Genomic DNA, 25,457 nt, shown 5'->3' on the forward strand with positions numbered 1-25,457 from the left:
GGAATCGTCCTAGCCCGACAACGAGCCATCATCCTCGACGGCATCCGCCCCCAAGCCATGACCACCCCACTACCAGCACAACCACTCACCGGAGAAGACCTCCACAAACTAGCCCACGGCCAACAGCCCAACTCAGAGAAAGGCTGACCAGGAAAAACCGCCCGGCAGCCGACCTGTAGTGACACAAAGCCGTTCAGGTGCGCCAGGTGGCTAGGCGGCCGCACATGCCATAAAGACGCGGGGTGCTCTCGCTGCCGGTCTGCGGTGTGCCACGCAGCACGGTGGCCCGGCCCAGGTGGGAACCGTCGCCGGCGGCCAGCGCGGCCAGCTGTTCGGCGGTGCGGTGAGTCTCAGCGGCCACGTTGGCTTCGAAGATCTGCTGCCAGTGCTGCGTCTTGGACCGCACCAGGTTCACCGCGTGCTGGTAGAACCGGCCCATCGCCGCCTCGACCCCCTCGGACTCGATGGCGGCCAGCAGCTGCTCATAGCCTTCCAGGGCGAGGTCCCGGCGGGTGCGGGCAGCCGCTGCCTTGGCGGCGTCGTCGTGATCTGGCAGTGCTACCGCCGCGGCATATTTCTCCGCATCGGCGACGATCTCTTCAGGGAAGGTCAGCACCGCATCCCCGGCCTCCGGCAGGCCCGCGTTGGACATCACCACGGCCATCTCCAGTCCGCGGTGGTTGACCAGCCGGTGCACCGTGCCGGGGGTGAACCACAGCAGCGAACCGGGTTCCAGGGCATCCCTGGCAGGACCAGTTGCACTGATGGTGTGCACCTCACCGCGCCCGGCAGTGATCACATAAGCCTCGGTGGAGAGGGTGTGCAGATGCGGGGACCCGCCGTGCAGTCCGTCGGGGGTGTCCCAGTCGTAGACGCAGAGGTGGGACAGACTGGTGCCGCCGGGAAAGTGCGGCAGCGCTCGGTCCACCACAGTGCGGTTCTCCGCAGGGCTGGACGCTCCGGGGTCTGAGGCGGGATGGGACATCAGAGCGCGTACTCCTCCGCGATGGCTTTCAGGTCTTCGCCCTGCATGACCTGGTCGATGAAGACGAAGCGATGGTTCAGTCTCAATGTACCGCCTGCTGGCAGGTGGATCTCCTGGTCGAAGGCCGGCGAGGGACTGGCCACCGCGAAAATCCCGGTGCGGGTGAACCACTTGACCGGAGGTACCTCGGTGTCATCCGATGCAGAGGACCCAGAGTAGACCAGCACTGTGCCGCCACCGTTGAAGTCGTCGTGCTCGGAGCTGAAGGCCACCCATTGAGCCTCAGTGCCCATGATGGCGGCCTCATCCTCCAGGCCGGTGGAGGAGACCAGGCTGCAGCCGGTCCAGGACCGCGGCCCGCGCCAGAACCATCCGGTGTAGCCGGCCTTCTCCCGCCCGGCGGTGGTGGGACTGCCCAGGTCAACGGTGGAGCCGCGCACGTTAGTGATCTCGGTGGTCAGGTCCACCGCCCAGACGCCGCGGCCCTCAGCAAAGCGGTTCAGGTCCAGCGAGTGAATGCGCTGCACCCGGTGCTCGTCGATCCAGTGCTCACCGGCTGCGGTGATCCACTGCAGATCCTCATCCAGGACGACCTCGCCGCCGGAAGCAGGTGCGGCCCGGAACCCGGTGTGCCGCATGGTGCCGAGGTTGTCCTTCATGACGTACCACTTGGTGTCCTTATCAAAGGAGGCCCCGCCCCAGAAGTTCTGATCATCGACATGGGACCAGGTGAACTGCAGCCCGGTGTGCCAGCGGTGGTCCCAGGGCCGGCGCACCGAGGCTTCGGCTCCGGAGGTGAATCGCAGCGGGAACAGGTAGGGCTTGGGGGCCTCGTCCTGGGGTGAGTCCGGGTCGGTCTCATACTGGGCGATCTCCACGCCTCTGGCACTGACTGCAACCCCGTCGTCGTACTCTGCTACCTCAAACTGGCTCATCAGCTCTCCTGCGGCTTCTGGTAGATCACGTTCTCGTCATGCATCCCGGTGTAGTAGATGCCGTCCTTGACCAGCTCATCGCGGCGCACCCGCCGTCCGGTCTCAGCCGACTGGTAGAGGGCGGCGATGAACTCCAAGGTGCGTCGCCCGTCATGCCCCGAGGCGCGCGGGCGGGCGCCAGCCTCCATCGCGTCGAGAAGCTCGGCCAGCTGCTGCTTATGCGAAGAGGGGGTATTGTCATGCGGGCGCCAGGACTCCACAGTCTCAGCATCCTCAGCCTTATGCGGTGCCGGTGTCCAGCGCCAGGAGGAGTTGTCGTAGCCGTAGAGGTGCTCCACCTCCACGGTAGCGTCCTGGAAGTCGAAGCGCAGGTAGCTGGTCTCCCGGGGTGAGAGCACCGAGTTGACGATGGAGGCGATCGCCCCGGATGCGAATTTCACAATGGCGAAGCTGACATCCTCGGTCTCGATGTCGCGGTCCAGAGTCTCGGCCACTGCGGTGACCTCGGTCCAGTCGCCGAGCACCTCGAAGAGCAGGTCCATCTGGTGGATGCCGTGGCCCATGGCCGGTCCGCCCCCCTCGGTGGCCCAAAGCCCGCGCCAGGGCACATCGTAGTAGGCGTGCGGGCGGTACCAGAGCGTATTGCACAGCGCGACCATCGGCCTGCCCAGCGTGCCCTCGGCCACCTGCTGCTTCAGGGTGCGGGCCCCGGAGCCGAACCGGTGCTGGAACACATAGCTGGCGTAGGGGCCGCCCTCGCGCTCGTGAGCCTCCACCTCGTCGTAGTCGGAGAGGGTGAGCATGGGCGGCTTCTCGCACCAGACCCAGGCACCGGCCTGTAGGCCTTTGACCACTGCCTCCTTATGCGCCGAGGGCGGGGTGCAGACGATCAGCAGGTCGGGCTTCTCGGCCTCCAGCAGGGCGTCCACATCGGTGTAGCGTCCGGGAATGCCCCACTCCTCGGCCACCTGGGCGACCCGGTCGACGTCGAGGTCGGCGATGGCGGCCACCTCCACGCGGCCCTGGTGAGCCTTAAGAGTAGGCAGGTGAGCAATAGTGGCGATGCCTCCGGCACCGATGAGACCCGCTTTGACCTTGGACATGATCCATGACTCCTTGACAGACTGTGATGCTGTTCACAGCCTATTGGAAAACGTTTGCCGAACGCAATAGTGACACAGCTTCTGCGCTGATGCCACCTCCTTTGCGGATACGATGACGACAGCGGGTAACCCCTTTCCCATCCGGGGAAGTGGGCGAGACCGCCGACCTCAACACCGCACCGAGTCTCTGAACCCGGCCGAACCAAGGAGCAGCCGATGCCGCCGCAGCACCAGGTCACCCTAGCCCAGGTCGCTGAGGCTGCCGGGGTGTCCATCGCCACTGCGTCACGGGCGATCAACGGCAGCACCCGCAAAGTCAGCGAGGTGATCCGTGCCCGGGTGCGCCGCACCGCCGAGGAGCTGGGCTACCTGCCGAACCTTTCCGCGCAGACCGTGGTCAAAGGCGCCTCCCCCACCGTGGCGGTGCTGGTCAGCGATATCGCCGACCCCTACTTCAGCGCGATCAGCTCCGGGATCATGGCAGGTGCCCGACAGGCCGGACTGATGGTGACTATGGCCACCTCGGAACGTCGTTCTGCTGATGAGCGGGACATGATCCGCACCTTCCGCTCCCAACGGCCCCGGGCGATTGTGGTGGTGGGCTCCCGGTGGGATGAGGACCCGGAGGCCCAGGCTATCGAGGAGCAGCTCACCGCCTACCAGCAGGCCGGGGGGCGCGTGGTGATGGTCTCCCAGGGGCCCTCCCCCTTCGACCTGGTGGAGATCCAGAACGTGGAGGGCGCCCGAGCCCTGGCCCATGCCCTGGTGGACCAGGGCGGGCAGCACTTCGGCGTGGTGCTGGGCTACCGGGGGCTGCGCACCAATGCGGACCGGCTGGCCGGCTTCGCCCAGGGCCTGGCCGAGCGCGGCATCACCCTGCAGGAGGAGACCGTGGCCGAGGGGGCCTTCACCCGCGACGGGGGCTACGCCGCCATGGGGGAACTGCTGGGGCGGGACCTGGAGCTGGACACCGTGTTCGCCACCAGCGACCTGATGGCCTTCGGGGCCGGGACCGCCATGCGGGAGGCCGGCCTCCAGCCGGGGGTGCAGATCGGGCTGGCCGGCTTCGACAATATCGCCCTGAGCGAGGATGTCACCCCCGCGCTGACCACTGTGGATGTACCGCTGGGTCAGATCGGCCGCCACGCCATGGACTTAGCGCTCTCCGACCACGAGGAAGCTCGCACTATCGAGATACCCACCTCAGTGATTCTGCGCGCCTCCACCCCGGTGCGCTGAGCCGTAAATTCGCACCATACCTGCGCAACCTCGCCTCCGGGTCGCCAAACCCACACGCGCCCATCTCTTCTTATCTGGGCGCCCAAATCAACCGAAATGAAAAAGAATGGGTGCTTGGGCGGAAAAGAGCGCGGGATGCCCCCGAAACTTTTCAGGATGAGACGGGTTGGCGTCGTCGTGGTTTCTCCAATGTCCCGGAGTTGGGGTCTGAGGGATCTGCTGTCAGCCGGGCAGCGCATTTTTCGCACCGCTGGGTGGCCGGAATATGCGCGCAGCCCTCGCAGTAGAGCTGCAGATTGGAGCAGCCGCGGTCCAAGCAGTTATAGAACGACGACGTCGCCCCACTACAGTTCACGCATTCACCCAGGGTCTTGGCGTGCTCGCTGAACCGGGTGTTCATCCGCCCGTCGAACACGTAGAGCTCACCCTCCCAGTAGCCGGCATCCCCGAAGGTTTCCCCATAGCGGACAATCCCGCCGTCCAGCTGGTAGACCTCCTGCCAGCCACGGTCCTTCATCAGGGTGGAGAGCACCTCGCAGCGGATCCCACCGGTGCAGTAGGTGATCACTGGCCGGTCCTTCAGATGATCGTATTTGCCAGAGTCGAGCTCGGCGATGAAGTCCCGGGTGGTCTCCGCCTGAGGCACCACGGCGTCGCGGAACCGCCCGATCTGCGCCTCCATGGCGTTACGCCCGTCGAAGAAAGTCACCTCCACACCCTGGGACTTCTTGGCCTCCACCAGCTGGTGAACCTGCTCGGGCGCCAAATGTTCACCGCTGCCGATCACCCCGTCCTCGTTGACCTTGACCGCCTGGGGCACCCCGAATGCCACCAGTTCGGGCCGGACCTTCACGCTGAGCCGGGGGAAGTCCTCAGCTCCGCCGGCTGACCACTTGAATTCGGTGCCGCGGAACGGGGTGTAGCTGCGGGTCTCTTTGACGTAGCGCTTCACCGCCCGCATATCTCCGCCCACAGTGCCGTTGATGCCGTGCTCGGAGATAATGATCCGGCCCTTCAACCCCAGCTCGCGGCACAGTGCCAGCTGCCAGAGCTTCACCGCCTCGGGGTCCTTCACCGGGGCAAACTTGTAGTACAGAACAATGCGGGACTCAGTCACAAGGTTTAAGGGTATTACGACGACGCCGGCTCAGCGCATCCAGCGAATTGTTACTCAGTGCCCCTACCGGTGAATGTGATCTTCCCTATATGTTGGATGTGGACACACAACTTGATGAGCCGCCCTGCCTCGGTGACGGCGAGCAGGCACTGCATATGACCCGACCCACCGGTGATCTGGAAGGATACCGCGGGCCGAGAATGAAATGGAGCGAAGAATGACTACCGAGCTGAGCGACTCTCTTGTCCAGACCTGGGTGACCGGATGGGCTCGCACCCACGGCTACGAGGTGCGTGATGAGGGGGACGTGCACTCTGCACGGCTGGGGCCTGATTCCGATGAGTGGGAGTATGTGATCTTCGACCCCGAGGAGACTGAGCTGCGCAAGCTGACCTCCGCGGTGAACAAGTCCCCCGCCCGGCTGCTGACTGTGATCGCCGAGCCAGATTCGGACATCATGGGCACCAAGGAGGTGGACGGCCTGGAGCTGATCTCTGATGAGGAGAAGCTCATGGTGGTGGATATGAGCACCCAGGACGTGGAAGACCCCATCACCCCGGAGACCTACACCACAAGCCGTGAGGATTTTGACGGCTGGGTACTCTTCACTGTCCACCAGGGCGAGAACGTGGCCGCCCGCGGCCGGATGGCAGTGGTGGAGGACTACGTGATACTGGACCGGATCTACACCTCACCCGACTATCGGCGCCAGGGCCTGGGCACCTTTGTGACCCGTGCGCTGCTGGCCATCGCCCATGAGCACGACGTCGCCTGGGGCCTGTTGGTTGCCACCGCCGACGGCCAGGAGCTCTACGAGTACCTGGGCTGGACCCACTTGGGCGATGTGCACGTCTTCGGCGCACCGGACGCGGCCGACCGCCGCCGCCCCTCGCACTCCCAGATCGACGAAGAGATCTCACAGTAGGCGTTCAGAACCCGACCCGCGACTGTACCAGTATTTGAACATAAAACTCCGTATTGGCGGTCATTGCGCTATAGTCGTGAGCACTGTCACGGAATGTTCACTCTTTACGGCCGGATATGCGAGGCCTCGCCTCGGCCGCTCCTGACGTGGCAGCTTCACGTCCCACGACTGAAAGGAGCGGTACATGACCGCCCCCGCATCTCTGCAAGACCGGCTCAACGCCGGACCCGTCATCTGCGCCGAGGGCTTCCTGTTCGAGCTTGAGCGCCGCGGCTACCTCAGTGCAGGCGAGTTCGTCCCCGAAGTCGCTCTGGAGCACCCGGAGGCACTGAGCACCCTGCACGTGGACTTCCAGCGCGCCGGCTCCGACATCGTGGAGGCCTTCACCTACAACGGGCACCGCGAGAAGATGCGGGTGATCGGCAAGGAGCATCTGCTGGAGCCGCTGAACCGTGCAGCTCTGCGGATCGCCCGCGAGGTGGCCGACTCGCGGCCCGGTGACTTGATGGCCGGCAATATCTCCAACACCAATATCTGGGATCCCGCCGATCTGGCCAAGCAGGCCGAGGTGCGCTCGATGTTCGAGGAGATGGTCGGCTGGGCCCTGGAAGAGGGCGCCGATCTGATCATCGGTGAGACGTTCTACTACGCCGGTGAGGCGCTCACCGCCCTGGAGGTCGCCAAGGCCTCCGAGCTGCCGGTAGTGCTCACCCTGGCACCGATGGCCTTCGAAGAGATGGCCGACGGGGTCGGCGTCGTCGAGACCGCCCAGCGGCTGGAGCAGGCCGGGGCCGATGTGGTCGGGCTCAACTGCTTCCGCGGCCCGGAGACTATGCTGCCCTGGCTCAAACAGATCAGGGAGAAGGTCTCCTGCCATGTCGCAGCACTGCCGATTCCCTACCGCACCACCGCGGAGGAGCCCACCTTCTTCAACCTCTCCGATGCCCGCGCCTCGGTGCCCTCACCGCATGGGCGCACCTTCCCCACCGCCCTGGACCCGCTGTTCACCAACCGGTATGAGATCGGCGCCTTCGCCCAGGAGGCCTATGCACTGGGGATCAACTACCTGGGCGTCTGCTGCGGGGCTTCGCCGATGCATATCCGGCAGGTGGCCGAGGCGGTGGGGCTGACCACCGAGGCCAGCCGCTTCTCCGAGCGCATGGAGAACCACTTCATGTACGGCAGCAATGAGCGGCTGCCGGAGAACATCGTCGCACTCGGCGACCGCGCTTGAGGGCCATCACTGAAAGAAAGTTATGTCTCTGAATATGCCAAACTTCGGGTCGATGACGCCGAGTTCAGCAAAGCCCGAGACATAACTTCGTCAAGGATGGGCTTACTTCTTGCGGTGATCCACAACGGCTTAGTCTTAGTTGGTGACTGAGAACGACGACGACGCGGCAGCACTTCAGCTGCTGCGGACAGTGGGCCTGCCGGTGCGGGTCGGCGAGGGCTCCCCGATCAAGCACATCCGGACCCTTCCGGCGCGCACCGCGGTGACCGCGCCGTGGCCGGACTGGGTGCCTGCTGAGCTGAGAGCGGCCTACCGGCAGCTGGGAGCGCCTCAGCCGTATGCGCATCAGCTGGAGGCGGCTGAGGCGCTCCATGCGGGGAGGCACACCATCCTGGCCACCGGCACTGCCTCGGGGAAGTCGCTGGCCACCCAGCTGCCCGGGCTTGCAGCTATCACCGGTGCGGCTGCGTCGTCGTCGGTAGTTGCTCACCCCACCGGTGAGACGACCCTCCTCTACCTCTCCCCCACCAAGGCGCTGGCCGCCGATCAGCTGGATGCGCTGCTGGAGCTGGCCGAGACCGTGGGATCAGTGGGCCCCTCCGGCGGCATCCGGCCTGCCGCCTATGACGGAGACACCGATCCGGAGGAGCGCCGCTGGGTGCGCTCCCACGCCAATCTGGTGCTGACCAACCCGGATATGCTCAACGCCGGAATCCTGCCCAACCACCGCGGCTGGGCCCGGTTCTTCTCCCGGCTGCGCTATGTGATCGTAGATGAGGCTCATACTGCCCGCGGGATCTTCGGCTCGCATACTGCTCTGCTGCTGCGCAGGCTGCGCCGAGTGGCGCGGTCCTACGGAGCTGAGCCGGTATTTGCCGCGGCTTCGGCCACCAGCGGCGACCCGGCGTCGTCGTTCGCCCGGCTGATCGGTGAGTGCAACTCCCAGGTGACTGCCGTGACCGAAGATGCTTCCCCGCACGGGCCGGTGGACATCTACCTGTGGGAACCCGCGGAGTCCGGGCTCACGGGGGACAATGATGCCCCGCTGAAGCGCAGTCTGAGCACTGAGGCGGCCGATATTCTCACCAGTCTGGTAGTGGCTGGGCACCGCAGCCTGGCGTTCATCAAGTCCCGCCGAGGCGCTGAGGTCATCGCGAACATCGCCCGCGACAACCTGCTCGAGGTTGATCCGGCGCTCAAAGACCGCGTGGCCACCTACCGCTCCGGGTACCTCAAGGAGGAGCGTCGTGAGCTGGAGGAGGCGCTGCGCACCGGTCAGCTGCTGGGTGTGGCCTCCACCCCCGCCCTGGAGCTGGGGATCGACATCTCCGGGCTGGACGCGGTGGTGATTGCTGGCTGGCCGGGCACCCGGGCGGGGTTCTTCCAGCAGCTGGGCCGGGCCGGGCGAACGGCGAAGACCGAACAGCGCTCTGCCGCGTTCTTCATCGCTGGCGACGACCCGCTGGACGCCTATCTGCTGGAGCACCCAGAGGCGATCTTCGCCACCCCGGTAGAGGATGCGGTCACTGATCCGCACAACCCGCATGTGGCTGCCCCGCACCTGCTGGCGGCAGCCCAGGAGCTGCCGCTGGTGCCAGCTGATTTCACAACGGACCAAGCCGCCGGCTCCCCGGGTCAGGCACCGGCCCTGTTCCCCGGGCTGGGTGAGCTGGTGGACTCGCTCACCGCGCAGGGGCACTTGCGGCGCCGCCCACGCGGCTGGTTCTTCGGGCACGACGATGTTTCCGCCGCCAGTTGGGTGCGAATGCGTTCCGACGGTGGCGGGCCCTACACCATTGTCAATGCGGAGGACGGGACCGTGGTGGGCGATATGGGGGCCACTCAGGTGCAGCCGCAGGCTCATCCGCAAGCGGTGTATGTGCACCAGGGCAGAACGTTCCTGGTGGAGGAGCTGGACCTGGAGCAGAACACCGTGCTGGTGACTGCTGCGAACCCACCGTTCTACACCCAGGCGCGGGAAACCACCTCTATTGCGGTGATTGAGCAGCTGGAGCATCAGGGGTGGGAGGAGTTCCGGCTCTGCTTCGGCACGGTGGAGGTGACCAGTGCGGTGGTGGGGTTCCAGCGCAAGGCGGTGGGCACCTCGGAGGTGCTCTCGGATGAGCCGTTAGAGCTGCCGCCTTCTACGCTGCGCACCCAAGCCATGTGGATCACCGCTCCGGAGACCGCCCTGCAGCGCTCTGGGGTAGTGGTGGAGCATATTCCAGGTGCGCTGCATGCCGCTGAGCATGCGATGATCGGCCTGCTGCCGCTGCTGACCAGCTCAGACCGCTGGGATATCGGCGGGGTGTCCACCGCCCTGCACAGGGACACCGAGCTGCCCAGTATCTTCGTCTACGACGGGCATCCTGGTGGCGCGGGCTTCGCCGAGCGCGGCTACCGGATGGCCGCCCGCTGGTTGAGAGCCACCGCGGACACTATTGCAGCCTGCTCCTGCGCGGAGGGCTGCCCCAGCTGCGTGCAGTCGCCCAAATGCGGCAATAGGAACTCTCCGTTACACAAGCAGGGCGCACTGAACCTGCTGCGAATGCTGAGCAATGTAGGGCGGTCAGAGCTCCAGGAGTGAGCGGTCCGCCTTGTTGAGGCTCTCACCACCCTCGGCGGTGACCACCACGATGTCCTCAATGCGCACGCCCAGTTCGTCTGGGAGGTAAATGCCCGGTTCGATGCTGAACGTCATGCCTTCCTCTAGCACAGTGGTGTCGCCTGCCACCAGGTACGGGGGTTCGTGCACCTCAAGACCAATCCCATGGCCAGTACGGTGCAGGAAGTACTCTCCGTAGCCGGCATCCTCGATAACACCTCTCACCACTGCATCGATCGACTCAGCGGTAACGCCGGGCCGTACCGCAGCAAGCCCAGCCTGATTAGCCTCAAGCACCACGGTATGAATCTCCTTCAGGTGCGTCGAGGCCGGCCCCAGGCTCCACGTCCTGGTCATATCAGAGCAGTAACCATTACGGGGGCCGCCGAAGTCAGTGAGAACTCCCATCCCCTCACGCAGCACTGTGTCTGCGGGGCGGTGGTGTGGGGAAGCCGCGTTAGCGCCAGCAGCAACAATGCTGAAGGACCGGGAGAGGTCATGTCCGGTTTCCTGCAGATGCTTACGCAGATCCTGCTGGACGGCCTGCTCACTCCGCCCGCGAAGTTCGGTGGTCCCCAACAGCAAACGATAGGTTTCATCGTCTGCCGCAGCCGCGGCTTTGAGCAGGGCCCGCTCTTCAGCCGACTTTCGCATCCTCAGCGGGACAAGAATATCGTCCCCGGCTGCCCAAGAAATGTTTCGGTGCCGCATAAACTCCAGCGGAAAGCGCATAGGCGTACTTGCCCCCACTGCAATCTGCGGACGACTCCCGAGTCTCAGACTCTCCAGCAACATCGCTGCCGGATCCTGGCCATCGGACCAGCTGATCACCTCCAGACCAGCTGCAGCAGCCGGAGCCACGTCCTCAGCCTCGAAACCTGGTGCGATCAGCCTCACCACTCCTTCAGCCGTGATTCCCAGAGCTATGAGCCGCTCCATCATCGGCGGCTGAATCCCGGTGAGGTAGGCGAAATCCGGCGAAGGCGTAACGATCAGGGCTTCCTGGTCCGAAGATGCCAGCGCCTCGACCACTCGGCTGATGCGCTGTTGAACAATGGACTCTGCACCAGCCTCAGACTGCGATCCAGCATGTGCGGTCATAAGATCCTCATCTCGTCTCGACTTGTCTGCTCAGCGCCTCAGGCAATGTGCTGGCCCATTCTTCCGGCGCCTCCGCGGCAGGAGCCGCCGGAAGAACGCCTCGACCATCCGGGTGCGGGATGGCGCCCAACAGCGCCTCGGTATAGGGGTGCACCGGCTCTGACCAAACCAAAGGTGTCGGGCCCGATTCCACCACTGAGCCCCGGTACATCACCATCACCCGGTCAGCCATCAGCCGCACCACCGAAAGGTCGTGGGAGATGAAGAGCATCCCAGCACCGGCCTCCAGGCAGAGCCTGCGCATCATCGCTGCTACCGAAGCCTGGCTCGAGGCGTCCAGAGCAGAGATGGGTTCATCGGCCACGATCAAATCTGGTTTAGCGGCCAGTGCTCGGGCAATAGCTATCCGCTGTCGCTGACCTCCGGAGAACTGGTGCGGGTAGCGGGTTGTCATCTCCGGCTGCAACCCCACGGCCTCCAACCAGCTGTCGGGCCTTGCAGAGTTCAACCCTCTCGCCTGTGCTGCGCGCACACCGTCAGCAATCTGCTCTCCAACTCGTTTACGGGGATTGAGCGATGAGTTCGGATCCTGAAAGACCATCTGAATGGCAGTAAACTCAGTACGACGACGTCGTAGACCCAAGGGCGGCACTGCCGTCCCGCGGAACAGTACCGTGCCTTCAGCGGGTCGCTCCATGCCTACCACCGCACGGGCGGTAGAGGACTTGCCGCAGCCTGACTCACCAACCAGAGCAAGCACCTCACCAGCGCGGATGCTCATCGACATACCATCCACGGCAGTCATCCCCCCATAGCGCACTACGAGATCCTCGACTTTCAGCAGCTCGTTCACAGCACCTCACTCTCCTGAGCATCAGGCATAGCCTCCAGCAGCTGCCGTGTATAGGGATGCTGGGGATCGGTGAACATCTGGGCCCGGGTGCCTGACTCCACCACACGGCCATCACGCATCACTGCAACGTCGTCCGCTACCGCACTCATGACTCCCAGATCATGAGTGACCAGCAGAACGGCTAGGTCACGCTCATCAACCAGCTCACGTAGCAGATGCAGAATGCCCGCCTGCACCGTCACGTCCAGGGCAGTGGTCGGCTCATCGGCCAGCAGCACCTCAGGGTCGCAGGCCAGTGCAATCGCGATCGCTATGCGCTGGCGCTGACCTCCGGAAAATTGGTGCGGGAAGCGACTCAACGCCTCCTGCGGATGAGGAACCTTGACCCGGGCAAGCAGCTCCATCGCCTGGCGCTGGGCGGCTTTGCGTTTCAACCCCAGGTGGTGCCGCAAATGGTCGGTGAGCTGCGCACCGATCGTGATCTGCGGATGGAGACTAGCGGAAGGGTCCTGGAAGACCATAGCTACCCGGCGCCCGCGGATCCGATTGAGCTCGCGTGGCCTCAGCGAGGTCAGGTCAACCTCACCCAGCCGGGCAGATCCGGTCACTCTGGCTGAGGCCGGCAGCAAGCCTAGCACTGCCATGGCGGTGACTGTCTTGCCCGAGCCTGACTCCCCTGCCAGGCCTTGGATGCGACCGGCTTGAAGATTGAGCGAGACTCCGCGTACCACCTGGCGGCGAGCATCCTTGGGACCAAGCTCCACGGTGAGATTCTCTAGAGTCAGCATAGTCGTCATCGCGGTGCCTCCTGCTCCGAGATCTCACTGGTTAGAGCACTAACCGGATCAGCTCCTTCATCCTGGGCGCTGGCAGGCGGGGCTGCTGCCCCTGCGCCTTGCCGTTCAGCTGAGGAGAGCGGATCGAGAACATCGCGCAGCGAGTCACCGATGAAGTTGAAGGCCATCACCACAGTCAGGATGGCTAAGCCCGGGAAGACTCCAAGCCACCAAGAGTCAATATTCTGCATGGCTCCGGAGATCATCGACCCCCACTCTGCTGTCGGCGGTTGTGCACCAAGTCCGAGGAAGGACAGCCCGGTCAGCAGCAGAATAGCCGTACCCACTTCCAACGAGGCCAGCACCAGTACCGGTCCCAGCATATTTGGCAGGATGTCAGTACCCAGAGAACGCCATGGGGAGTAGCCCAGCAGACGCGAGGCGATCACATAGTTCTGTGAGCGTAGGCTCAGTACCAGAGACCGGGTCACACGAGCGTACATGGGCCAGGTCACCACGATGCCGGCCAGGACAGCGTTATATAGCGAGGGACCGAGTGAGGCGGCGATGACCATGGCGAGAATGACTGTCGGAAAAGCCATGAACAAATCTGTCAGGCGGCCCAGAACTTCATCCACCCAGCCACCCACGTATCCGGCAACAGCACCGATCACAGTGCCCAGCACCATGGCGCAGGCGACAAGCATGCCGGCAAGCGGGATGGTCACCCGGGCTCCGTGGAGCAGCCGGGAAAACACGTCTCGGCCCAGAGCATCAGTTCCCATAATCGAAGCCTCCCCAGGCGGGGTCAGCCGTGGGAGACTCTGGGCCAGTGGATCATATGGCGCGATCCACGGGGCCAGGATGGCAGCCAGGAACCAGACTGCGGCGATCACCAGGCCGATCACGGCCAATGGGCTACGCCAGGCGGCTGGAAGCCTGCGCCGCGAACGGCGGGAGACCCGGGCTTCAGCAGCACGAGAAACACGTGAAGCAGACGTACTCATCCCAACCTCACCCTCGGGTCTAGGACCCCATAGAGCAGGTCCACGATCAGGTTGATCACAACATAGACAACTCCGACCACCAGTCCGACACCCATCACCGCAGGGAGATCAAGGTTGATCGCCGCGTAGTAGGCATACGTACCCAAACCCGGCCAGGCGAAGACTGCCTCGACCAGCACTGTGCCGGAGAGCAACGCACCGAAGGCGATGCCAACCATCGTGAGGATCGGCAGTGAGGCTCCGCGGAGCAGGTATCCCACAATTACTCGCCGTGCCGGCAGCCCCTTGGCACGTGCGGCCCGGATGTAGTCAGTGGAGAGCACCTCCAGCACCGAGGTGCGGATGAAGCGAGTCAGCAGTCCGATGGTGAATAGAGATAGCACAAGCACCGGCAGGGCGAGGTGGGCTGCAGCGTCGATGAAACCAACAGGATCACCGTCGATCGCGAAATCGATCAGGTACAGCCCTGTTACCCGTGGTGGAGGATTCAGCGCCGGGGAAAGCCGCCCCGAGCCGGGAGCCCAACCCAGCTGCATGAAGAAGAGGCGGTACACCATGATCGCCAGCCAGAAGGTGGGTACGCTGAGTCCCACCAGAGAGACCACTCGAACCACTTGGTCAGCGAGCTTACCGCTGCGGTAGGCCGCAATAGTTCCCAGCACCAGAGCAACTGCCAAAGAAACCACAATGGCGCCGAACGCTACTTCGACGGTGGCGGGTAAAGCAGTGGACAGCTCTTCCATCACTGGACGACTGGTTCGGATGGAGGTTCCCAGATCCCCTTGAAGCAGAGCTAGCAGGTAGAGCAGGTACCGCTCAGGCAGCGAGCGATCCATGCCATAGCGTTCACGATAGGCCTGGACAGTCGCTTCGTTCTGGATTGCCCCCTCACCCAGTGCGGCAGCAATAGGGTCTCCGGGCACCAGGGCGGTGAGCACGAAGGTGACCAGGGTGACGCCGATGAGCAGCACAATGGAGGTACCCAATCGACGTAGTAGGTAGCGCGGCAGCGCGGAACCAGATGTCCGGTTCCGCGCTGCCCTGGTGGGAGCCACCATTGACTCAATCCGCCGGACTTAGCTCAGCGATGTCAATGGTCCAGTTGGAGTTGTATGTAACCCCGTCCACATCTGTGGAAGCGAAACTGCGGGCAGGAACCAGCAGCGGGATGAAGGGGCCTTCCTCCTGCAAAGCAGCTGCGAAGTCCGCAAATGCCTGCTCACGTTCGTCCAGATCAGTTGCGGTGCGGGCCTGAGCCACCAGGTCTGCGATCTCCGGAGCATCCTCAGCTGTCCAGCCAGAGCGGGTGCCGACCGTCTCATCAGGGCCGAAAGGCAGGAATGAGGATGAATCGGCAAAATCAGGACCCCAGTACCACATAGCAAAATCCGCAGTTCCCTCAACATAGGGGTCGATCTCTGATGCGAAGGGGCCCGGCGCCAGGTCCACGTTGATACCAGCCTCCGCGAGCTGGGACTGAATCCGCTCAGCGAGGGTGGTGAAATCGACTCCGCCGATGGGCTGATCGTTGGGGAATCGCAGTGTCAGAGTCTCCCCGTCATAACCGGACTCCTCCAATGCCGCAGCTGCGCGGACAAGGTCCTGTTCTACTCCATCCTCAAGAGCTCCGAGGAACATCGGCGGAATCACGCCAGTGGCCTGGGCCGCGCCCTCACCGGCGAGCTCAAGCAGCGAGTCGTAGTCGAGGGCGTAACGGACAGCCTCGGCGAAAGCAGGGTTGGCGAGATCTCCAAAGACCTCGTCGTCCTGGTTCACCAGCAGGAAGATGGTCTGGGCCCCGGGGCCTGCAGTGATGTCAAAATCATCACCAAGCTCAGCGACCTGGTCACCAGAGAGATCGAGGGCCAGATCCGAGTCCCCACCACGGAGATTGGTGAGCTGGGTGGCTGCCTCCGAGACGTTGCGAACCACAACGCGCTCAAACTGGGCGGGCTGATCGCCGTTGTATTCCTCGTTGGGGACCAGAACCACCTGAGAAGTCAGGTCGAAAGTCTCCAACTGGTAGGGGCCCGAGCCCACGGAGGTGCCGTTGAGAAACTCCTCGGCAGCATCGGAATCATCGGTAGTACCACCATTCTCCTGCACCACCTCAGAGTTGAGAACAGAGAGGGCCGGATTGGTCACGATGGCCGGTAGCTGGAGGTAGGGTTCCTCTGTGGTCATCCGCACCGTCATGTCATCGACTTTCTCAATGTCGATGTCAACCACAAGGTGGTTGGCTTTGGAAGCTTCCATCCCTTTGAGCCGTTCGAAGGAGAAAACCACGTCGTCAGCCTCGATAGGACTGCCGTCGGAGAATACTCGACCTTCATCAAGAGTGAAGGTGAACTCGGTAGCATCCTCGTTGACTTCCATTGTGGCTAAGCCGGGCACTGGCTCGGACTCATCATCACCTTCAAAAGTCAGCAGAGTCTCGTAGATGGGGTGCAGCACAGTAGAGCCGGTGGGCACATAGTTCCGACCTGGGTCTCCGGTTTCCAAGGAGAACGCAGTATCAATGACCAGGGTCTCGCCGCTGGCCTGGGCCCCGTTGGAATCTGAGTCGGACTGAGCAGTATTGCCTCCCGAACAGGCGGTCAGCGCCAGAGTTCCGGCAAGGCAGAGAGCCACAGCTCTGCGGGCTAACGATGCAGACATGAACATTCCTCTTCTCATCAGGTGTGGTGATGCGGTTCAGGGTTACGAGTGGGTCAATGAGGCTTGATGGAGGCTCTCCAGAGCAGACCCTCGGGACTCTGGGGTGAAGCCTTCTTTAAGGAACTGGTTTATCTGACTGGTAGTTGACTGGCGCCAAGGGTGCGCCACCCACCGCTCATAGTCCTCTCCTGATTCCCAAAGGGCAGTCACTAGGAGGCGGTCTTCGTCCTCGGCATCCGGGTAGAGCTCCGTAGAGAGACATCCGGCATATTCCACTGCCTTCTCCAGGGCACCGGATTCTTTGTACCAGGCAATAAGTGCGTCACGCTGCCCAGGCTTCACATCCAAGGACAGGAAAGTTCTGATCATGCGGCAGCTCCAAGGTCGGGAATTTCTGTATGACTAAAGCTATACCTTAGGATAGCGATAGTCACAGCTTTCGCTCCGAGATGATGAAAGTTTTACTTAACCGAAACATTGAGAGAGCCCTGAGCCCCAGCAAGCACTCCAGAACGGTTACGCTTAGTTCGCCCAGGTCAGACGAAAAGTGAAAGTGGGGGAGATGAGCTCAGACGGTACAGCGGGTTCTGCTGCAACCCACAGGCCATCAGAAGCTGAGTGGGTGCTCAGCAACTTGGGCAGCCGCATCAGAGAGCTGCGAAAGAACCGAGGCATGACACTGGCTGAACTGGCTGAACAGGGCGGTTACAGTGAGGGCTACATCTCGGCAGTGGAAACCTCTGCCACTGTCCCCAGCCTTAGCGCACTCAGCACCCTGGCAGCAGTGCTGCGGGTTGATGTCTCCGCCCTGTTCCCTCGCGAAGTAGAACCGGAGGTGACCGTTCACCGGGCAGATGCCCCCAACCAACTCAAGCTCTCCGAGTCCAGCGCGGAGTCATACTCCCTGCTCTCCTCCAGGCTCGACAGTCCTTCCTATACCGCATTGCGCCATGAGTTCACAGCAATCGATGCCAGTGCCACCTACCGGTATCTCGGAGAACGCTTCTGCCTTGTACTCCAAGGGGAAATCACGCTCTCTTTCGGGTCCGAGAAATTCAGTCTCACACCGGGAGAATCTCTGCACTATTCATCACATCCCGAACATGCACTCTCCATCAACCACGGGATCGATAACGTTGAGATTCTCTGGATCGTCACGCCGGCACTAGTGAGGTGAGACCTATGGGTTCCGACCAGTTAGCGTTCCGGATAGGTGATGCCATCCGTCGTCGCCGCAAAGACGCACGACTGACCCTCACCCAGGTGGCACGACGCGCCGATATTTCTGTCTCACACCTGTCGAATATCGAGAATGGGCTGTCCATTGCTTCACTGCCCCTGCTGGCCAAAGTGGCTGCTGCATTGAACACCAGCCTCGCTGAGCTGACTCGGGACGAGGATCAACTCATGGTTCAGCCCTCTAGCCTGCCCGACCCCCTGCAGGGCTGGCGGGAGCTCTCGCATCCTTCCTTGGAGACTCGCATCATGGCCGGCAGCTTCGACCGGGACGAGCGGCTGGGGTTCCCCCTCCCGCTGAGCGGCCGTGACCTCTTTCTCACTGTTCTCCGCGGGGCAGCAGTCATCACTATCGACGGGACTGAGTACGCACTCAGACAGGATGATGCACTGGACGCCCGGAGCACATTGAGCGCAACAATTACTGTCACCGAGGATGCTGAAGTCCTCTGCTCAACAACTCCCAGCTCACGCCTCTGAGCAGCTCCGGGCTGCACGCTCATACAGGAGCGCCCAACCTGCTGCGGGCGCCCGGGGAGAAGATCACAGAAAAGCTGAATCCACGCTCAGCCCCAGGATTGCCTGCCTGGCAGCACGCATGGAGGTCACCCTCGCTGGAGCATGACCTCCATGCAAGGTGCTCAAAAGCGACGATACGCCTCTCGCGGTGTAGCCGGCAAAGAAATGCATCATCGGCGACACCGCGCTCATCGTTGGCTTCAGGATGCGAAACGTTCTGGACGGTAGTCACGGAACAGGTCAACTTCTGCACCATAGAGAACTTCTGTGGTGAGCAGCTGGCCGAAGGCGGGCCCCAGCGAGATACCAGCGTTGGTCGCCATAACGTGCACCCCCGGCAGAGTTTTGCTCTCACCGACAATGGGAAGCCCATCGACCGGAACGACACGGCGTCCCCTGGTGGTTTTCTCTACCTTTGCGCCCTTCAGCGCCGGGAAAATCTCTGCCGCATCTTTGATCACCTCGCTAGGATCCAGCTCCCCGTCATCATCGATGTCTCCGCTGGAAACTCCGGTGTAATGACGCGCCACAATGACACGACCATCGGGACGCTGTAGGGCGTGGAGGTCCGGAGCCATCACCATAGGGGCAATCAGGTCTTCCTGGGGCGCAAAATGGACCAAGTCTCCCGATGATTCTGCCAAGGGCACTTGAACATCAACTTCTGCTGCCAGATCTGGAGTCTGTCGCCCTGCCGCGATAACGACTTTATCGCACACGGTGGAACCTTCAGAGTGCTTAACCAGGATCCGGTCACCAGCAGCAGATTCAAAAGTCTCCACTACACGGGGAGCTTCAACTGTGACCCCCAACCGTTGAGCAGCTTTGAGAAGCGCAGGCACTGCAGAGAAAGGATCAACTATTCCCTCGTCATTAGCAAAAAGAGCAATCGCTGGTTCTTCCGGCAATTGTGCAGAGGGAAGAAGTTCTCCGATTTCCAGAGCACTCACGGGGTACGAGGGGCTCCCCCAACTCTGTCTCCTCTCCAACTCAGCCCGAATGCGAACGATCTCCTCCTGCTGCCCCTGGTATGCCCACTGCACTGCCCCATTCCAGCGGACGCCCAGCCGATCATTCAACTTGAGCTGGAGACGACGCCAGGCCGCATGGCTGAGCCGGTGAAGATTGAAATACGCTCGAGCTTTATCGTCAGGAACAGGGTCTTTAGCTCGGAAAAAGGTCTGGTTTGTTATCCAAGCAAATGAATTGGGGGTTGCTCCCTCTTCCAGACTTGCGTTAGCTGCTAGGACAGTCACTTCGGCTCCCTGAGCAGCAAGCTCAAGCGTAATATTCGCTCCAACGACTCCAGCTCCCACCACTACCACATGAGGCCGCCAGTGACTGTTCTGGATGACCCTGAGGTCGTTTTCTTCAATAAAAGGAGACATATTTGCCTTTCATAATCAGTGAATATCAGATAATTTATATAAGAACCGCAGAGCGTGCGCCTTCACTGATGGCATTACGCATGAGGCGAGGGGCTAACGCATCTCCGATGACCTGCACTTGGAGCTCAGCGGCTGCCTGTCGCAGTTCGGCATAGAGGGAACTCTGCGGGGCTGTCCAGCCAACAGCCACTAGGTAATCGTTTGCGCCAAGCGGATATTTTGTGTCCGACCACATATGGCGCAGCTGAGCTTCTGGAGAAAACTCCAGCTCATAGCTTGTCAGGAGTTCCACTCCAGCTGCGGTCAAGCGTCGCAGAAGCGGCGGTTTATTCGAGTTCTCAAGCCGCGCCATAGGCTCCAGGGAAGGCGTAGCCAATCGAACGCGATTAGGCAGGTCCTCCGCCAAAGTAGCGGCAATAGCCGCTCCCCTCCGGTAACTTTGGGCATCTACCACAGTGATGTCTTTTTCACCTGGAGGAGCCGCAGTTTCCGTGAGTAGGTCAACATCCGTTACTGCCACCACGGCTGACGAGTGCCGCAGTTCTGCTGGTGTTGTAATCTTTACACCACTGGCAAGAATAACGCTGTCAAAAGAGCTCTCAACCAGGCTTCCAGAAGTAGCACACGTGTTCAGTCTCACGTCTACTCCTAGCTCTTCCAGCCTTTCTGACAACCAACGAACATGTCTCGTAAGATTCGGTCTACCGTTTTCTTTCGCAGCGGTAATCACTTGGCCGCCAAGTACTGGTTGTTTTTCAAATAGCGTTACGGCGTGGCCCCGTTGCGCTGCAACCCGGGCCGCTTCCATGCCACCAGGCCCTCCCCCTACTACTGCCACTCGCTGGGACGTAGTTGCTGGCACGGGGTGTTCTAGAGCTGGGTCGGCTACAACAGGATTTACCGTACATGTCACACGACCGCCGTAGGTGACCCGTCGGCACCCTTCATTTATGGCAATGCACGGACGAGCCATTTCTTCAGTTCCGCGGAGAATATGTCTCGGAAGATCAGGGTCGGCAATAAGCGCCCGAGTCATAGCAACCATATCTGCTTGCCCGGAGCGGATGGTCTCTTCAGCTACAGCTGCGGTGAGCATTCTTCCGGCAACAGCTACTGGGGTGGTGGTCTGTTGCTTGACCAGTCCTGCGAGGTGCGCGTAGGTGGCCAGTGGATAGGCTTCTGTGGGCACATTGCCGGCATGAGTTTCAATCGTCGCCCCGCTCCCACCAGAGATGCTGATTGTGTCTATCCGACCTAGAGCATCAAGGTGATCAACAATTTCTAAGAGGTCCTCCGTCTGAAGGCCCAGGGTGTGAGACTGTGGGTCGAGGCTGATTCGGAAAGAAACTAAGAACTCTTCTGGTACTGCTTGCGCTACTGCGTGGATGATTTCCCTGCTGAATCGCATCCTGTTCGTAAAGCTCCCCCCGTACTTATCTGTCCTCTGGTTCAGTTGAGGGCTCCAAAACAGCTCTGGTAGGTGACTACCAAGTCCAGTAATCTCTATTCCAGAGAATCCACAGCGGGCCAGTCTGGCAGCAGCAGCCGCGTAGAAATCCACTAGTTCTTCAATCTCATGCACCTCAAGCACATGAGGATTGCCATGGGCGAAAGGCCCTACCATCGGGGAGGGAGCACTCGTAAAAGCATCAAGCGAGGTAGGCGACTCCCGAGGCCCACGATGAGTAGCTTGAGCCAGCAGAACTGTTCCATAACCCCGGATCTTTCCTGCCATTTCTCGCAACGCCGGTTCATTCTCTGAATCCCATAAGCTGATGTTTCCGGCGTTATCTGCCTTTGGATGGATCGTGCCGGAGCCAAACGCCACAATCATTCCCACTCCACCTTGAGCACGCCGAGTGTGGTAGTCGATAAGCTCCTGGGGGATTCGGCCCTTGTGTCCCATATGTTCACCATGAGCGCTAGAAACAATTCGATTGGATAGACGATGTGCCCCTAGACTAAGTGGTTGCGTGAGATTCCGATATTTGTTTTTCATGCTTTGCTATCCGTGCCTAACATTGTGTCTTTGGAAGGCTCCCCTGCAAAGTGGCAACGTGAGCGCCAACCGTTCGAAAGTGTCTTTAACTTCGGCTTTTCCTGAAAACAGATTTCCTGGGCAATAGGGCATTGCCCTGCAAATGGACACCCATTTGAACTCGCTGGAGTGATGCCTCCAGTAGCGCTGGCTCTGACACCGTCGTTATCAGTTTCTACTTCAGTGGGTTCAAGGCTCGCTTTGCGGAGTTCTCGGGTATATGGGTTATCAGGACCTGTGTAAAGCGCCTCAATGGGGAGATCTTCCATTACTTCGCCGGCATAGAGAACTACTACCCGTTCACAGAGATAACCTACTGTGGCTAAGTCATGGGTGATGTACAAAGTAGTTACAGCTCTCTCTTGCCGTAGATCGGAGAGGATATTGAGCACTTGGGCTCGAGCTGAGGCATCAAGAGCTGAAACAGGTTCATCGAGCAACAAGAGTTCAGGATCGGCACCGATAGCACGAGCGATGACCACTCGCTGTCGCTGACCACCAGATAGCTGGGTGGGATATCTTGTCGCAAGACCAGCATCGAGACCCACCAGATCTAAGAGTTCCTCAGCCTTCTGACGTTTCTTTCGCTTGGACATACGTGCCCGCGCAGTCAAGGGCTCAGTGATCGAGGTGTCCACCCTGACTCGCGGATTCAGGGAAGCCGTAGGGTTCTGTAGCACTGCTTGTGAGGCGTAACGCCATTCGCGCATTTCCCTACCTTTAAGGCGCGAAACATCAATGCCATTGAACGAATAAGTTCCCCCGGTTGCTTTGACAAACCCAAGGACTACTTTGGCGAGTGTGCTCTTCCCAGCCCCACTTTCCCCGACAACTGCTACTGACTCACCCTCCTGGACCGAAAGGTTCACATCGCGTAGAACGGATTTCTTCCCATAGTGGACAGAGAGGTCCTGCAGTGTAATCATGCGGTCGCTCCTTGCTGACTGTTCTCTCCGCCAGGCACGGGCTTCCAACACCAGTAGGCGGTAAGGTCTTCACTGGCTGGCGGGAACTCTTCAGCACAACTCTCAATTGCATTGGCGCAGCGTGATCGGAACGGACATCCTGGTGGATGGTTAAGCACCGAGGTGAAACGACCTGGGATCGGTGTAACACGTTCTGATTGTCCGAAACGGGGAGAAGCTCCTAAAAGTGCTTTAGTGTACGGATGCTTTGCGTTGTTCCTGAGATGTTCTGGGGCACCTATTTCAACGAGCCTTCCGGCATACATGACACCGACTCGGTCACAGCTTCCCAGCGCAAGTTCCAAATCGTGAGTGACCATCATGATGGATGTGCCACGTCGCGCACGAATATCGAGTAAGAGTTTCATAATCGCTGCTTGGGTTCTGACGTCCAGAGCAGAAGTGGGCTCATCGGCGATGAGGATTTTAGGATTCTTTAGCAGAGCCATGGCAATCGACACTCGTTGGTTCATACCTCCACTGAGTTGGTGCGGGTATGAGCGCAGAACCCGCGAGTCGGTAAGCCCAACGTCAAGCAGTACTTCGCCAATCGCTTCATCTCGCTTACCTCGCGGTGTTCCGGTCGCCGCTGCGGATTCACGTAGCTGTGACCGGATTGTTCTGACAGGGTTCAGCGATCCCAGAGGATCCTGCAGAATCGTAGCTACGTAGTTACGCCTCAGCTTCCTCATCACAGAGCCTTTAGCTTTCAAAACATTGGTTCCGATAACATCTATTTCTCCAGATATCACATCATTTTCTAGTAATCCAAGAATTCCTTGAGCTACTGTGGTCTTACCACTTCCAGACTCACCTACAATTCCCAGAATTTCCCCGCTATAAATATTTAATGAGACCAATGATACTGCATTAAGTATACCTTTATCTGTAGGGTAGTTCACAGATAAATCTCGAACAGTGACGGCAGTATCGATATCTACTTTCTGCGCATTCATCGACGCACTCCCATCTTGTTACGCATCTGGTCACCTAAAAGGTTCACAGAGAGTGAAAGCACCACTAATGCCAGCACAGGAACCATAGGAAGCCATGGGTCAGACTGCATATATACACGGGTCTGTCCCACCATAAGTCCCAGAGATGTATTAGGCGGTTGAACTCCGAGTCCTAGGAAGCTGAGGGCGGACTCTTCGATGACAGCCACTGCTATTTGTTGAGTAGCTAGGATAAGCGTGGATGGAATCACATTAGGCAACAGATGGCGAACGAGAATTCTGGCAGCGTGGACTCCGGAAAGCTGAGCCAGCGTGACAAACTCACGTTCACGAAGGGCTAGAGTCTCACTACGAACCAAACGAGCGAATGGAACCCAGCCACTGAGCGCTATGGCTAAGACAAGTGTGGGCAAAGAAGGTCCCAAAGCTACGACCAAAGTCATGGCCACAATCAGCAACGGCAGTGCCATCTGTGCTTCAGTGAGCCGACCGACAATGAAGTCGACCCACCCTCCCCGATAGCCACTCAGTAACCCAAAAATCGCACCTGCAGTACCTGCAAAAAAGACTGAAACGACCGCAACTAGTCCTGAAACCCGAAGTGCATGAGCTAACTGAAGAAGAATATCCCGACCCAGATTGTCAGTTCCAAGAGGATGTTCCCATGTTCCTCCGAGAAAGACAGGCTCACGGAGTGTTCTGCCCAGGTGAACTGACGTGGGGGATTCTGAGCTCAACATGGGGTAAAACACTGCAAAGAACATGAGAGCGGCAATGACCGCTAGTGCTACCAATGCGACAATCGGAAGCCTCGTGGTCAGCTTAGAGAAGATCTGTAGTGGTGACCGGCTGATTGAACGAGGACTTGTCATTGGGGGGAGCCTCCCAGCCTGACACGTGGGTCAAGGATGGCTGTCAAAACGTCACTAATAAGATTGAGTGCAATAAAGATCACAGCGGAGAGCATGACGATTCCAATCACTAAAGGCTGGTCACGGTTACTGACAGCATCTACCGCAAGCGCTCCTAGCCCAGGGATTCCAAAGAGGACCTCCGTAACCACTGTGCCCGAAAAGAGGGTTCCAGCCAGCACCGCGCCGTAGCTGATTACTGGCGGCATACTTGGGCGTGCTGCGTGACGCAGCAAGACATGGGGTGCGCTGAGGCCTTTTGTCTGCGCCAATGTCACATATTGCTGCGCAGATCTCTCTTGCATTGTGGAGCGCGCAATACGCGCAACATTCGAAAACATCCAGATAGTCAGGGTAGCGACGGGAAGTACCGCGTGGGCCCCAGTGCCCCACCCCCCGGCCGGGAACATGCCTAGGCCGATGGAGAAGGTGACCACTAGCAAGATACCAACTGCGAAGGAGGGTACTGCCATGCCGAGTGTGGCTAAGAGGGTAGTCAATGAGTCCAGAAAACGGGAGCGCGAGTATGCAGCAACGAATCCAAGAATCAGAGCAGATCCGAAACCCAGCAGGAGCGAACTGACTGCTAAATACAAGGTGACTGGAATGCGAGAGGCGAGGACGTCTACAACCGGTTCAGAACGGGTAATAGACGTGCCTAAGTCCCCCCGAACCAGCCCACCCAAGAAATCCATGAACTGGATATGGACGGGCTGGTCGTATCCCAGAGCGCTCGCTAAACGGTCGTATTCTTCTGGGGTATATGTGGGTGGCAATAACTGCACGACGGGATCTCCAAGCAGGCGAGTCAGCATGAAGATGATGACTGTGATGATGCCTAATGAGATGGCCCCTTGCAGCAGCCTGTGCAAGAGATATTTGAGCATATGACCGAATCTTGATGGT

The 25,457-nt window shown here is 60.4% G+C and carries 23 protein-coding genes; 6 read left to right on the top strand and 17 right to left on the bottom strand.

Features of this window, described 5'->3' with window-relative positions:
* Positions 1-193: 193 nt before the first annotated feature.
* The 3 genes from F0311_RS07620 to F0311_RS07630 are packed head-to-tail and all read right to left on the bottom strand — an operon-like array spanning position 194 to position 3,023.
* Complete coding sequence (locus F0311_RS07620; protein ID WP_223881203.1) at positions 194-985, bottom strand: cupin domain-containing protein; 792 nt, start codon at positions 983-985, stop codon at positions 194-196.
* Positions 985-1,920: a DUF6807 domain-containing protein gene (locus tag F0311_RS07625; RefSeq protein ID WP_150461350.1), complete on the bottom strand. Its 936-nt coding sequence runs from the start codon at positions 1,918-1,920 to the stop codon at positions 985-987. Before F0311_RS07625 ends, F0311_RS07620 begins: the two co-directional genes overlap by 1 nt.
* Positions 1,920-3,023 (bottom strand): Gfo/Idh/MocA family protein, encoded by a 1,104-nt coding sequence (locus F0311_RS07630; protein ID WP_150461351.1) that lies wholly within the window; start codon positions 3,021-3,023, stop codon positions 1,920-1,922. Before F0311_RS07630 ends, F0311_RS07625 begins: the two co-directional genes overlap by 1 nt.
* Before the next feature lie 216 nt (positions 3,024-3,239).
* Between F0311_RS07630 and F0311_RS07635 the strand changes: the two genes are divergently transcribed.
* Positions 3,240-4,262, top strand: a complete 1,023-nt coding sequence (locus F0311_RS07635; RefSeq protein ID WP_150461352.1) for a LacI family DNA-binding transcriptional regulator — start codon at positions 3,240-3,242, stop codon at positions 4,260-4,262.
* Between the two features lie 151 nt (positions 4,263-4,413).
* Here the strand turns inward: F0311_RS07635 and trhO are convergent, their stop codons facing one another.
* Positions 4,414-5,379, bottom strand: a complete 966-nt coding sequence (gene trhO / locus F0311_RS07640; RefSeq protein WP_150461353.1) for an oxygen-dependent tRNA uridine(34) hydroxylase TrhO — start codon at positions 5,377-5,379, stop codon at positions 4,414-4,416.
* Positions 5,380-5,596: 217 nt separating this feature from the next.
* On the opposite strand from trhO, the gene F0311_RS07645 reads away from it, so the two are divergent.
* From F0311_RS07645 to F0311_RS07655, 3 genes are all read left to right on the top strand, one after another.
* Complete coding sequence (locus F0311_RS07645) at positions 5,597-6,304, top strand: GNAT family N-acetyltransferase (RefSeq protein WP_191089808.1); 708 nt, start codon at positions 5,597-5,599, stop codon at positions 6,302-6,304.
* A 184-nt stretch (positions 6,305-6,488) separates the two neighbouring features.
* The gene (locus F0311_RS07650; RefSeq protein WP_150461355.1) at positions 6,489-7,538 is read left to right on the top strand and encodes a homocysteine S-methyltransferase family protein; all 1,050 of its coding nucleotides are present in this window, start codon (positions 6,489-6,491) and stop codon (positions 7,536-7,538) included.
* A 190-nt stretch (positions 7,539-7,728) separates the two neighbouring features.
* Positions 7,729-10,125 carry a DEAD/DEAH box helicase gene (locus F0311_RS07655; RefSeq protein WP_223881232.1) on the top strand — a complete coding sequence of 799 codons (2,397 nt, stop codon included), beginning with the start codon at positions 7,729-7,731 and terminating at the stop codon, positions 10,123-10,125.
* Here the strand turns inward: F0311_RS07655 and F0311_RS07660 are convergent.
* The 7 genes from F0311_RS07660 to F0311_RS07690 are packed head-to-tail and all read right to left on the bottom strand — an operon-like array spanning position 10,108 to position 16,907.
* The gene (locus tag F0311_RS07660; RefSeq protein ID WP_150461356.1) at positions 10,108-11,244 is read right to left on the bottom strand and encodes a M24 family metallopeptidase; all 1,137 of its coding nucleotides are present in this window, start codon (positions 11,242-11,244) and stop codon (positions 10,108-10,110) included. The two genes, F0311_RS07655 and F0311_RS07660, sit on opposite strands and share 18 nt — an antisense overlap.
* A gap of 7 nt (positions 11,245-11,251) precedes the next feature.
* Positions 11,252-12,097, bottom strand: coding sequence for an ABC transporter ATP-binding protein (locus tag F0311_RS07665; RefSeq protein WP_150461357.1), 846 nt, complete (start codon positions 12,095-12,097; stop codon positions 11,252-11,254).
* Positions 12,094-12,894 (bottom strand): ABC transporter ATP-binding protein, encoded by an 801-nt coding sequence (locus F0311_RS07670; RefSeq protein WP_150461358.1) that lies wholly within the window; start codon positions 12,892-12,894, stop codon positions 12,094-12,096. The genes F0311_RS07665 and F0311_RS07670 overlap by 4 nt, the downstream gene beginning before the upstream one ends.
* Entirely contained in the window at positions 12,891-13,880 is a 990-nt protein-coding gene (locus tag F0311_RS07675) for an ABC transporter permease (RefSeq protein WP_150461359.1), read from the bottom strand. Before F0311_RS07675 ends, F0311_RS07670 begins: the two co-directional genes overlap by 4 nt.
* Positions 13,877-14,938: an ABC transporter permease gene (locus tag F0311_RS07680; RefSeq protein WP_150461360.1), complete on the bottom strand. Its 1,062-nt coding sequence runs from the start codon at positions 14,936-14,938 to the stop codon at positions 13,877-13,879. The genes F0311_RS07675 and F0311_RS07680 overlap by 4 nt, the downstream gene beginning before the upstream one ends.
* Positions 14,939-14,942: 4 nt before the next feature.
* A complete protein-coding gene (locus tag F0311_RS07685; protein ID WP_150461361.1) occupies positions 14,943-16,538 on the bottom strand; it encodes an ABC transporter substrate-binding protein in 1,596 nt (531 codons plus the stop codon).
* 42 nt (positions 16,539-16,580) lie between these two features.
* The gene (locus F0311_RS07690) at positions 16,581-16,907 is read right to left on the bottom strand and encodes an antibiotic biosynthesis monooxygenase family protein (RefSeq protein WP_150461362.1); all 327 of its coding nucleotides are present in this window, start codon (positions 16,905-16,907) and stop codon (positions 16,581-16,583) included.
* A gap of 193 nt (positions 16,908-17,100) precedes the next feature.
* Between F0311_RS07690 and F0311_RS07695 the strand changes: the two genes are divergently transcribed.
* Together F0311_RS07695 and F0311_RS07700 are read left to right on the top strand one after the other, a co-directional pair.
* Positions 17,101-17,715 (top strand): helix-turn-helix domain-containing protein, encoded by a 615-nt coding sequence (locus F0311_RS07695; protein ID WP_150461363.1) that lies wholly within the window; start codon positions 17,101-17,103, stop codon positions 17,713-17,715.
* Positions 17,716-17,720: 5 nt separating this feature from the next.
* Entirely contained in the window at positions 17,721-18,254 is a 534-nt protein-coding gene (locus tag F0311_RS07700; RefSeq protein WP_150461364.1) for a helix-turn-helix domain-containing protein, read from the top strand.
* A 239-nt stretch (positions 18,255-18,493) separates the two neighbouring features.
* Here the strand turns inward: F0311_RS07700 and F0311_RS07705 are convergent, their stop codons facing one another.
* The 6 genes from F0311_RS07705 to F0311_RS07730 all read right to left on the bottom strand — a co-directional run bounded on the left by F0311_RS07705 (position 18,494) and on the right by F0311_RS07730 (position 25,438).
* Positions 18,494-19,681, bottom strand: a complete 1,188-nt coding sequence (locus tag F0311_RS07705) for an NAD(P)/FAD-dependent oxidoreductase (RefSeq protein ID WP_150461365.1) — start codon at positions 19,679-19,681, stop codon at positions 18,494-18,496.
* A 34-nt stretch (positions 19,682-19,715) separates the two neighbouring features.
* A complete protein-coding gene (locus F0311_RS07710; RefSeq protein ID WP_150461366.1) occupies positions 19,716-21,680 on the bottom strand; it encodes an oxidoreductase in 1,965 nt (654 codons plus the stop codon).
* Positions 21,677-22,645, bottom strand: coding sequence for an ABC transporter ATP-binding protein (locus F0311_RS07715; protein ID WP_150461367.1), 969 nt, complete (start codon positions 22,643-22,645; stop codon positions 21,677-21,679). Before F0311_RS07715 ends, F0311_RS07710 begins: the two co-directional genes overlap by 4 nt.
* Positions 22,642-23,640, bottom strand: a complete 999-nt coding sequence (locus tag F0311_RS07720) for an ABC transporter ATP-binding protein (protein ID WP_150461368.1) — start codon at positions 23,638-23,640, stop codon at positions 22,642-22,644. The genes F0311_RS07715 and F0311_RS07720 overlap by 4 nt, the downstream gene beginning before the upstream one ends.
* Positions 23,637-24,404, bottom strand: a complete 768-nt coding sequence (locus F0311_RS07725; protein ID WP_191089810.1) for an ABC transporter permease — start codon at positions 24,402-24,404, stop codon at positions 23,637-23,639. Before F0311_RS07725 ends, F0311_RS07720 begins: the two co-directional genes overlap by 4 nt.
* Before the next feature lie 104 nt (positions 24,405-24,508).
* Positions 24,509-25,438 (bottom strand): ABC transporter permease, encoded by a 930-nt coding sequence (locus tag F0311_RS07730; protein ID WP_150461370.1) that lies wholly within the window; start codon positions 25,436-25,438, stop codon positions 24,509-24,511.
* Positions 25,439-25,457: the final 19 nt, after the last annotated feature.

The sequence above is a fragment of the Nesterenkonia ebinurensis genome (genome assembly GCF_008711175.1).
GTDB lineage: Bacteria > Actinomycetota > Actinomycetes > Actinomycetales > Micrococcaceae > Nesterenkonia > Nesterenkonia ebinurensis.

What these genes read in the sequence shown, in the direction of transcription:
- F0311_RS07730 (WP_150461370.1), bottom strand. Translation starts at nt 25,438, where the DNA reads ATGCTCAAATATCTCTTGCACAGGCTGCTGCAAGGGGCCATCTCATTA.
- F0311_RS07700 (WP_150461364.1), top strand. Translation starts at nt 17,721, where the DNA reads ATGGGTTCCGACCAGTTAGCGTTCCGGATAGGTGATGCCATCCGTCGT.
- F0311_RS07660 (WP_150461356.1), bottom strand. Translation starts at nt 11,244, where the DNA reads ATGACCGCACATGCTGGATCGCAGTCTGAGGCTGGTGCAGAGTCCATT.
- F0311_RS07620 (WP_223881203.1), bottom strand. Translation starts at nt 985, where the DNA reads ATGTCCCATCCCGCCTCAGACCCCGGAGCGTCCAGCCCTGCGGAGAAC.
- F0311_RS07705 (WP_150461365.1), bottom strand. Translation starts at nt 19,681, where the DNA reads ATGTCTCCTTTTATTGAAGAAAACGACCTCAGGGTCATCCAGAACAGT.
- F0311_RS07695 (WP_150461363.1), top strand. Translation starts at nt 17,101, where the DNA reads ATGAGCTCAGACGGTACAGCGGGTTCTGCTGCAACCCACAGGCCATCA.
- F0311_RS07630 (WP_150461351.1), bottom strand. Translation starts at nt 3,023, where the DNA reads ATGTCCAAGGTCAAAGCGGGTCTCATCGGTGCCGGAGGCATCGCCACT.
- F0311_RS07715 (WP_150461367.1), bottom strand. Translation starts at nt 22,645, where the DNA reads ATGATTACACTGCAGGACCTCTCTGTCCACTATGGGAAGAAATCCGTT.
- F0311_RS07710 (WP_150461366.1), bottom strand. Translation starts at nt 21,680, where the DNA reads ATGAAAAACAAATATCGGAATCTCACGCAACCACTTAGTCTAGGGGCA.
- F0311_RS07675 (WP_150461359.1), bottom strand. Translation starts at nt 13,880, where the DNA reads ATGAGTACGTCTGCTTCACGTGTTTCTCGTGCTGCTGAAGCCCGGGTC.
- F0311_RS07690 (WP_150461362.1), bottom strand. Translation starts at nt 16,907, where the DNA reads ATGATCAGAACTTTCCTGTCCTTGGATGTGAAGCCTGGGCAGCGTGAC.
- F0311_RS07680 (WP_150461360.1), bottom strand. Translation starts at nt 14,938, where the DNA reads ATGGTGGCTCCCACCAGGGCAGCGCGGAACCGGACATCTGGTTCCGCG.
- F0311_RS07725 (WP_191089810.1), bottom strand. Translation starts at nt 24,404, where the DNA reads ATGTTCTTTGCAGTGTTTTACCCCATGTTGAGCTCAGAATCCCCCACG.
- F0311_RS07650 (WP_150461355.1), top strand. Translation starts at nt 6,489, where the DNA reads ATGACCGCCCCCGCATCTCTGCAAGACCGGCTCAACGCCGGACCCGTC.
- F0311_RS07645 (WP_191089808.1), top strand. Translation starts at nt 5,597, where the DNA reads ATGACTACCGAGCTGAGCGACTCTCTTGTCCAGACCTGGGTGACCGGA.
- F0311_RS07685 (WP_150461361.1), bottom strand. Translation starts at nt 16,538, where the DNA reads ATGTCTGCATCGTTAGCCCGCAGAGCTGTGGCTCTCTGCCTTGCCGGA.
- F0311_RS07670 (WP_150461358.1), bottom strand. Translation starts at nt 12,894, where the DNA reads ATGACGACTATGCTGACTCTAGAGAATCTCACCGTGGAGCTTGGTCCC.
- F0311_RS07625 (WP_150461350.1), bottom strand. Translation starts at nt 1,920, where the DNA reads ATGAGCCAGTTTGAGGTAGCAGAGTACGACGACGGGGTTGCAGTCAGT.
- F0311_RS07635 (WP_150461352.1), top strand. Translation starts at nt 3,240, where the DNA reads ATGCCGCCGCAGCACCAGGTCACCCTAGCCCAGGTCGCTGAGGCTGCC.
- F0311_RS07720 (WP_150461368.1), bottom strand. Translation starts at nt 23,640, where the DNA reads ATGAATGCGCAGAAAGTAGATATCGATACTGCCGTCACTGTTCGAGAT.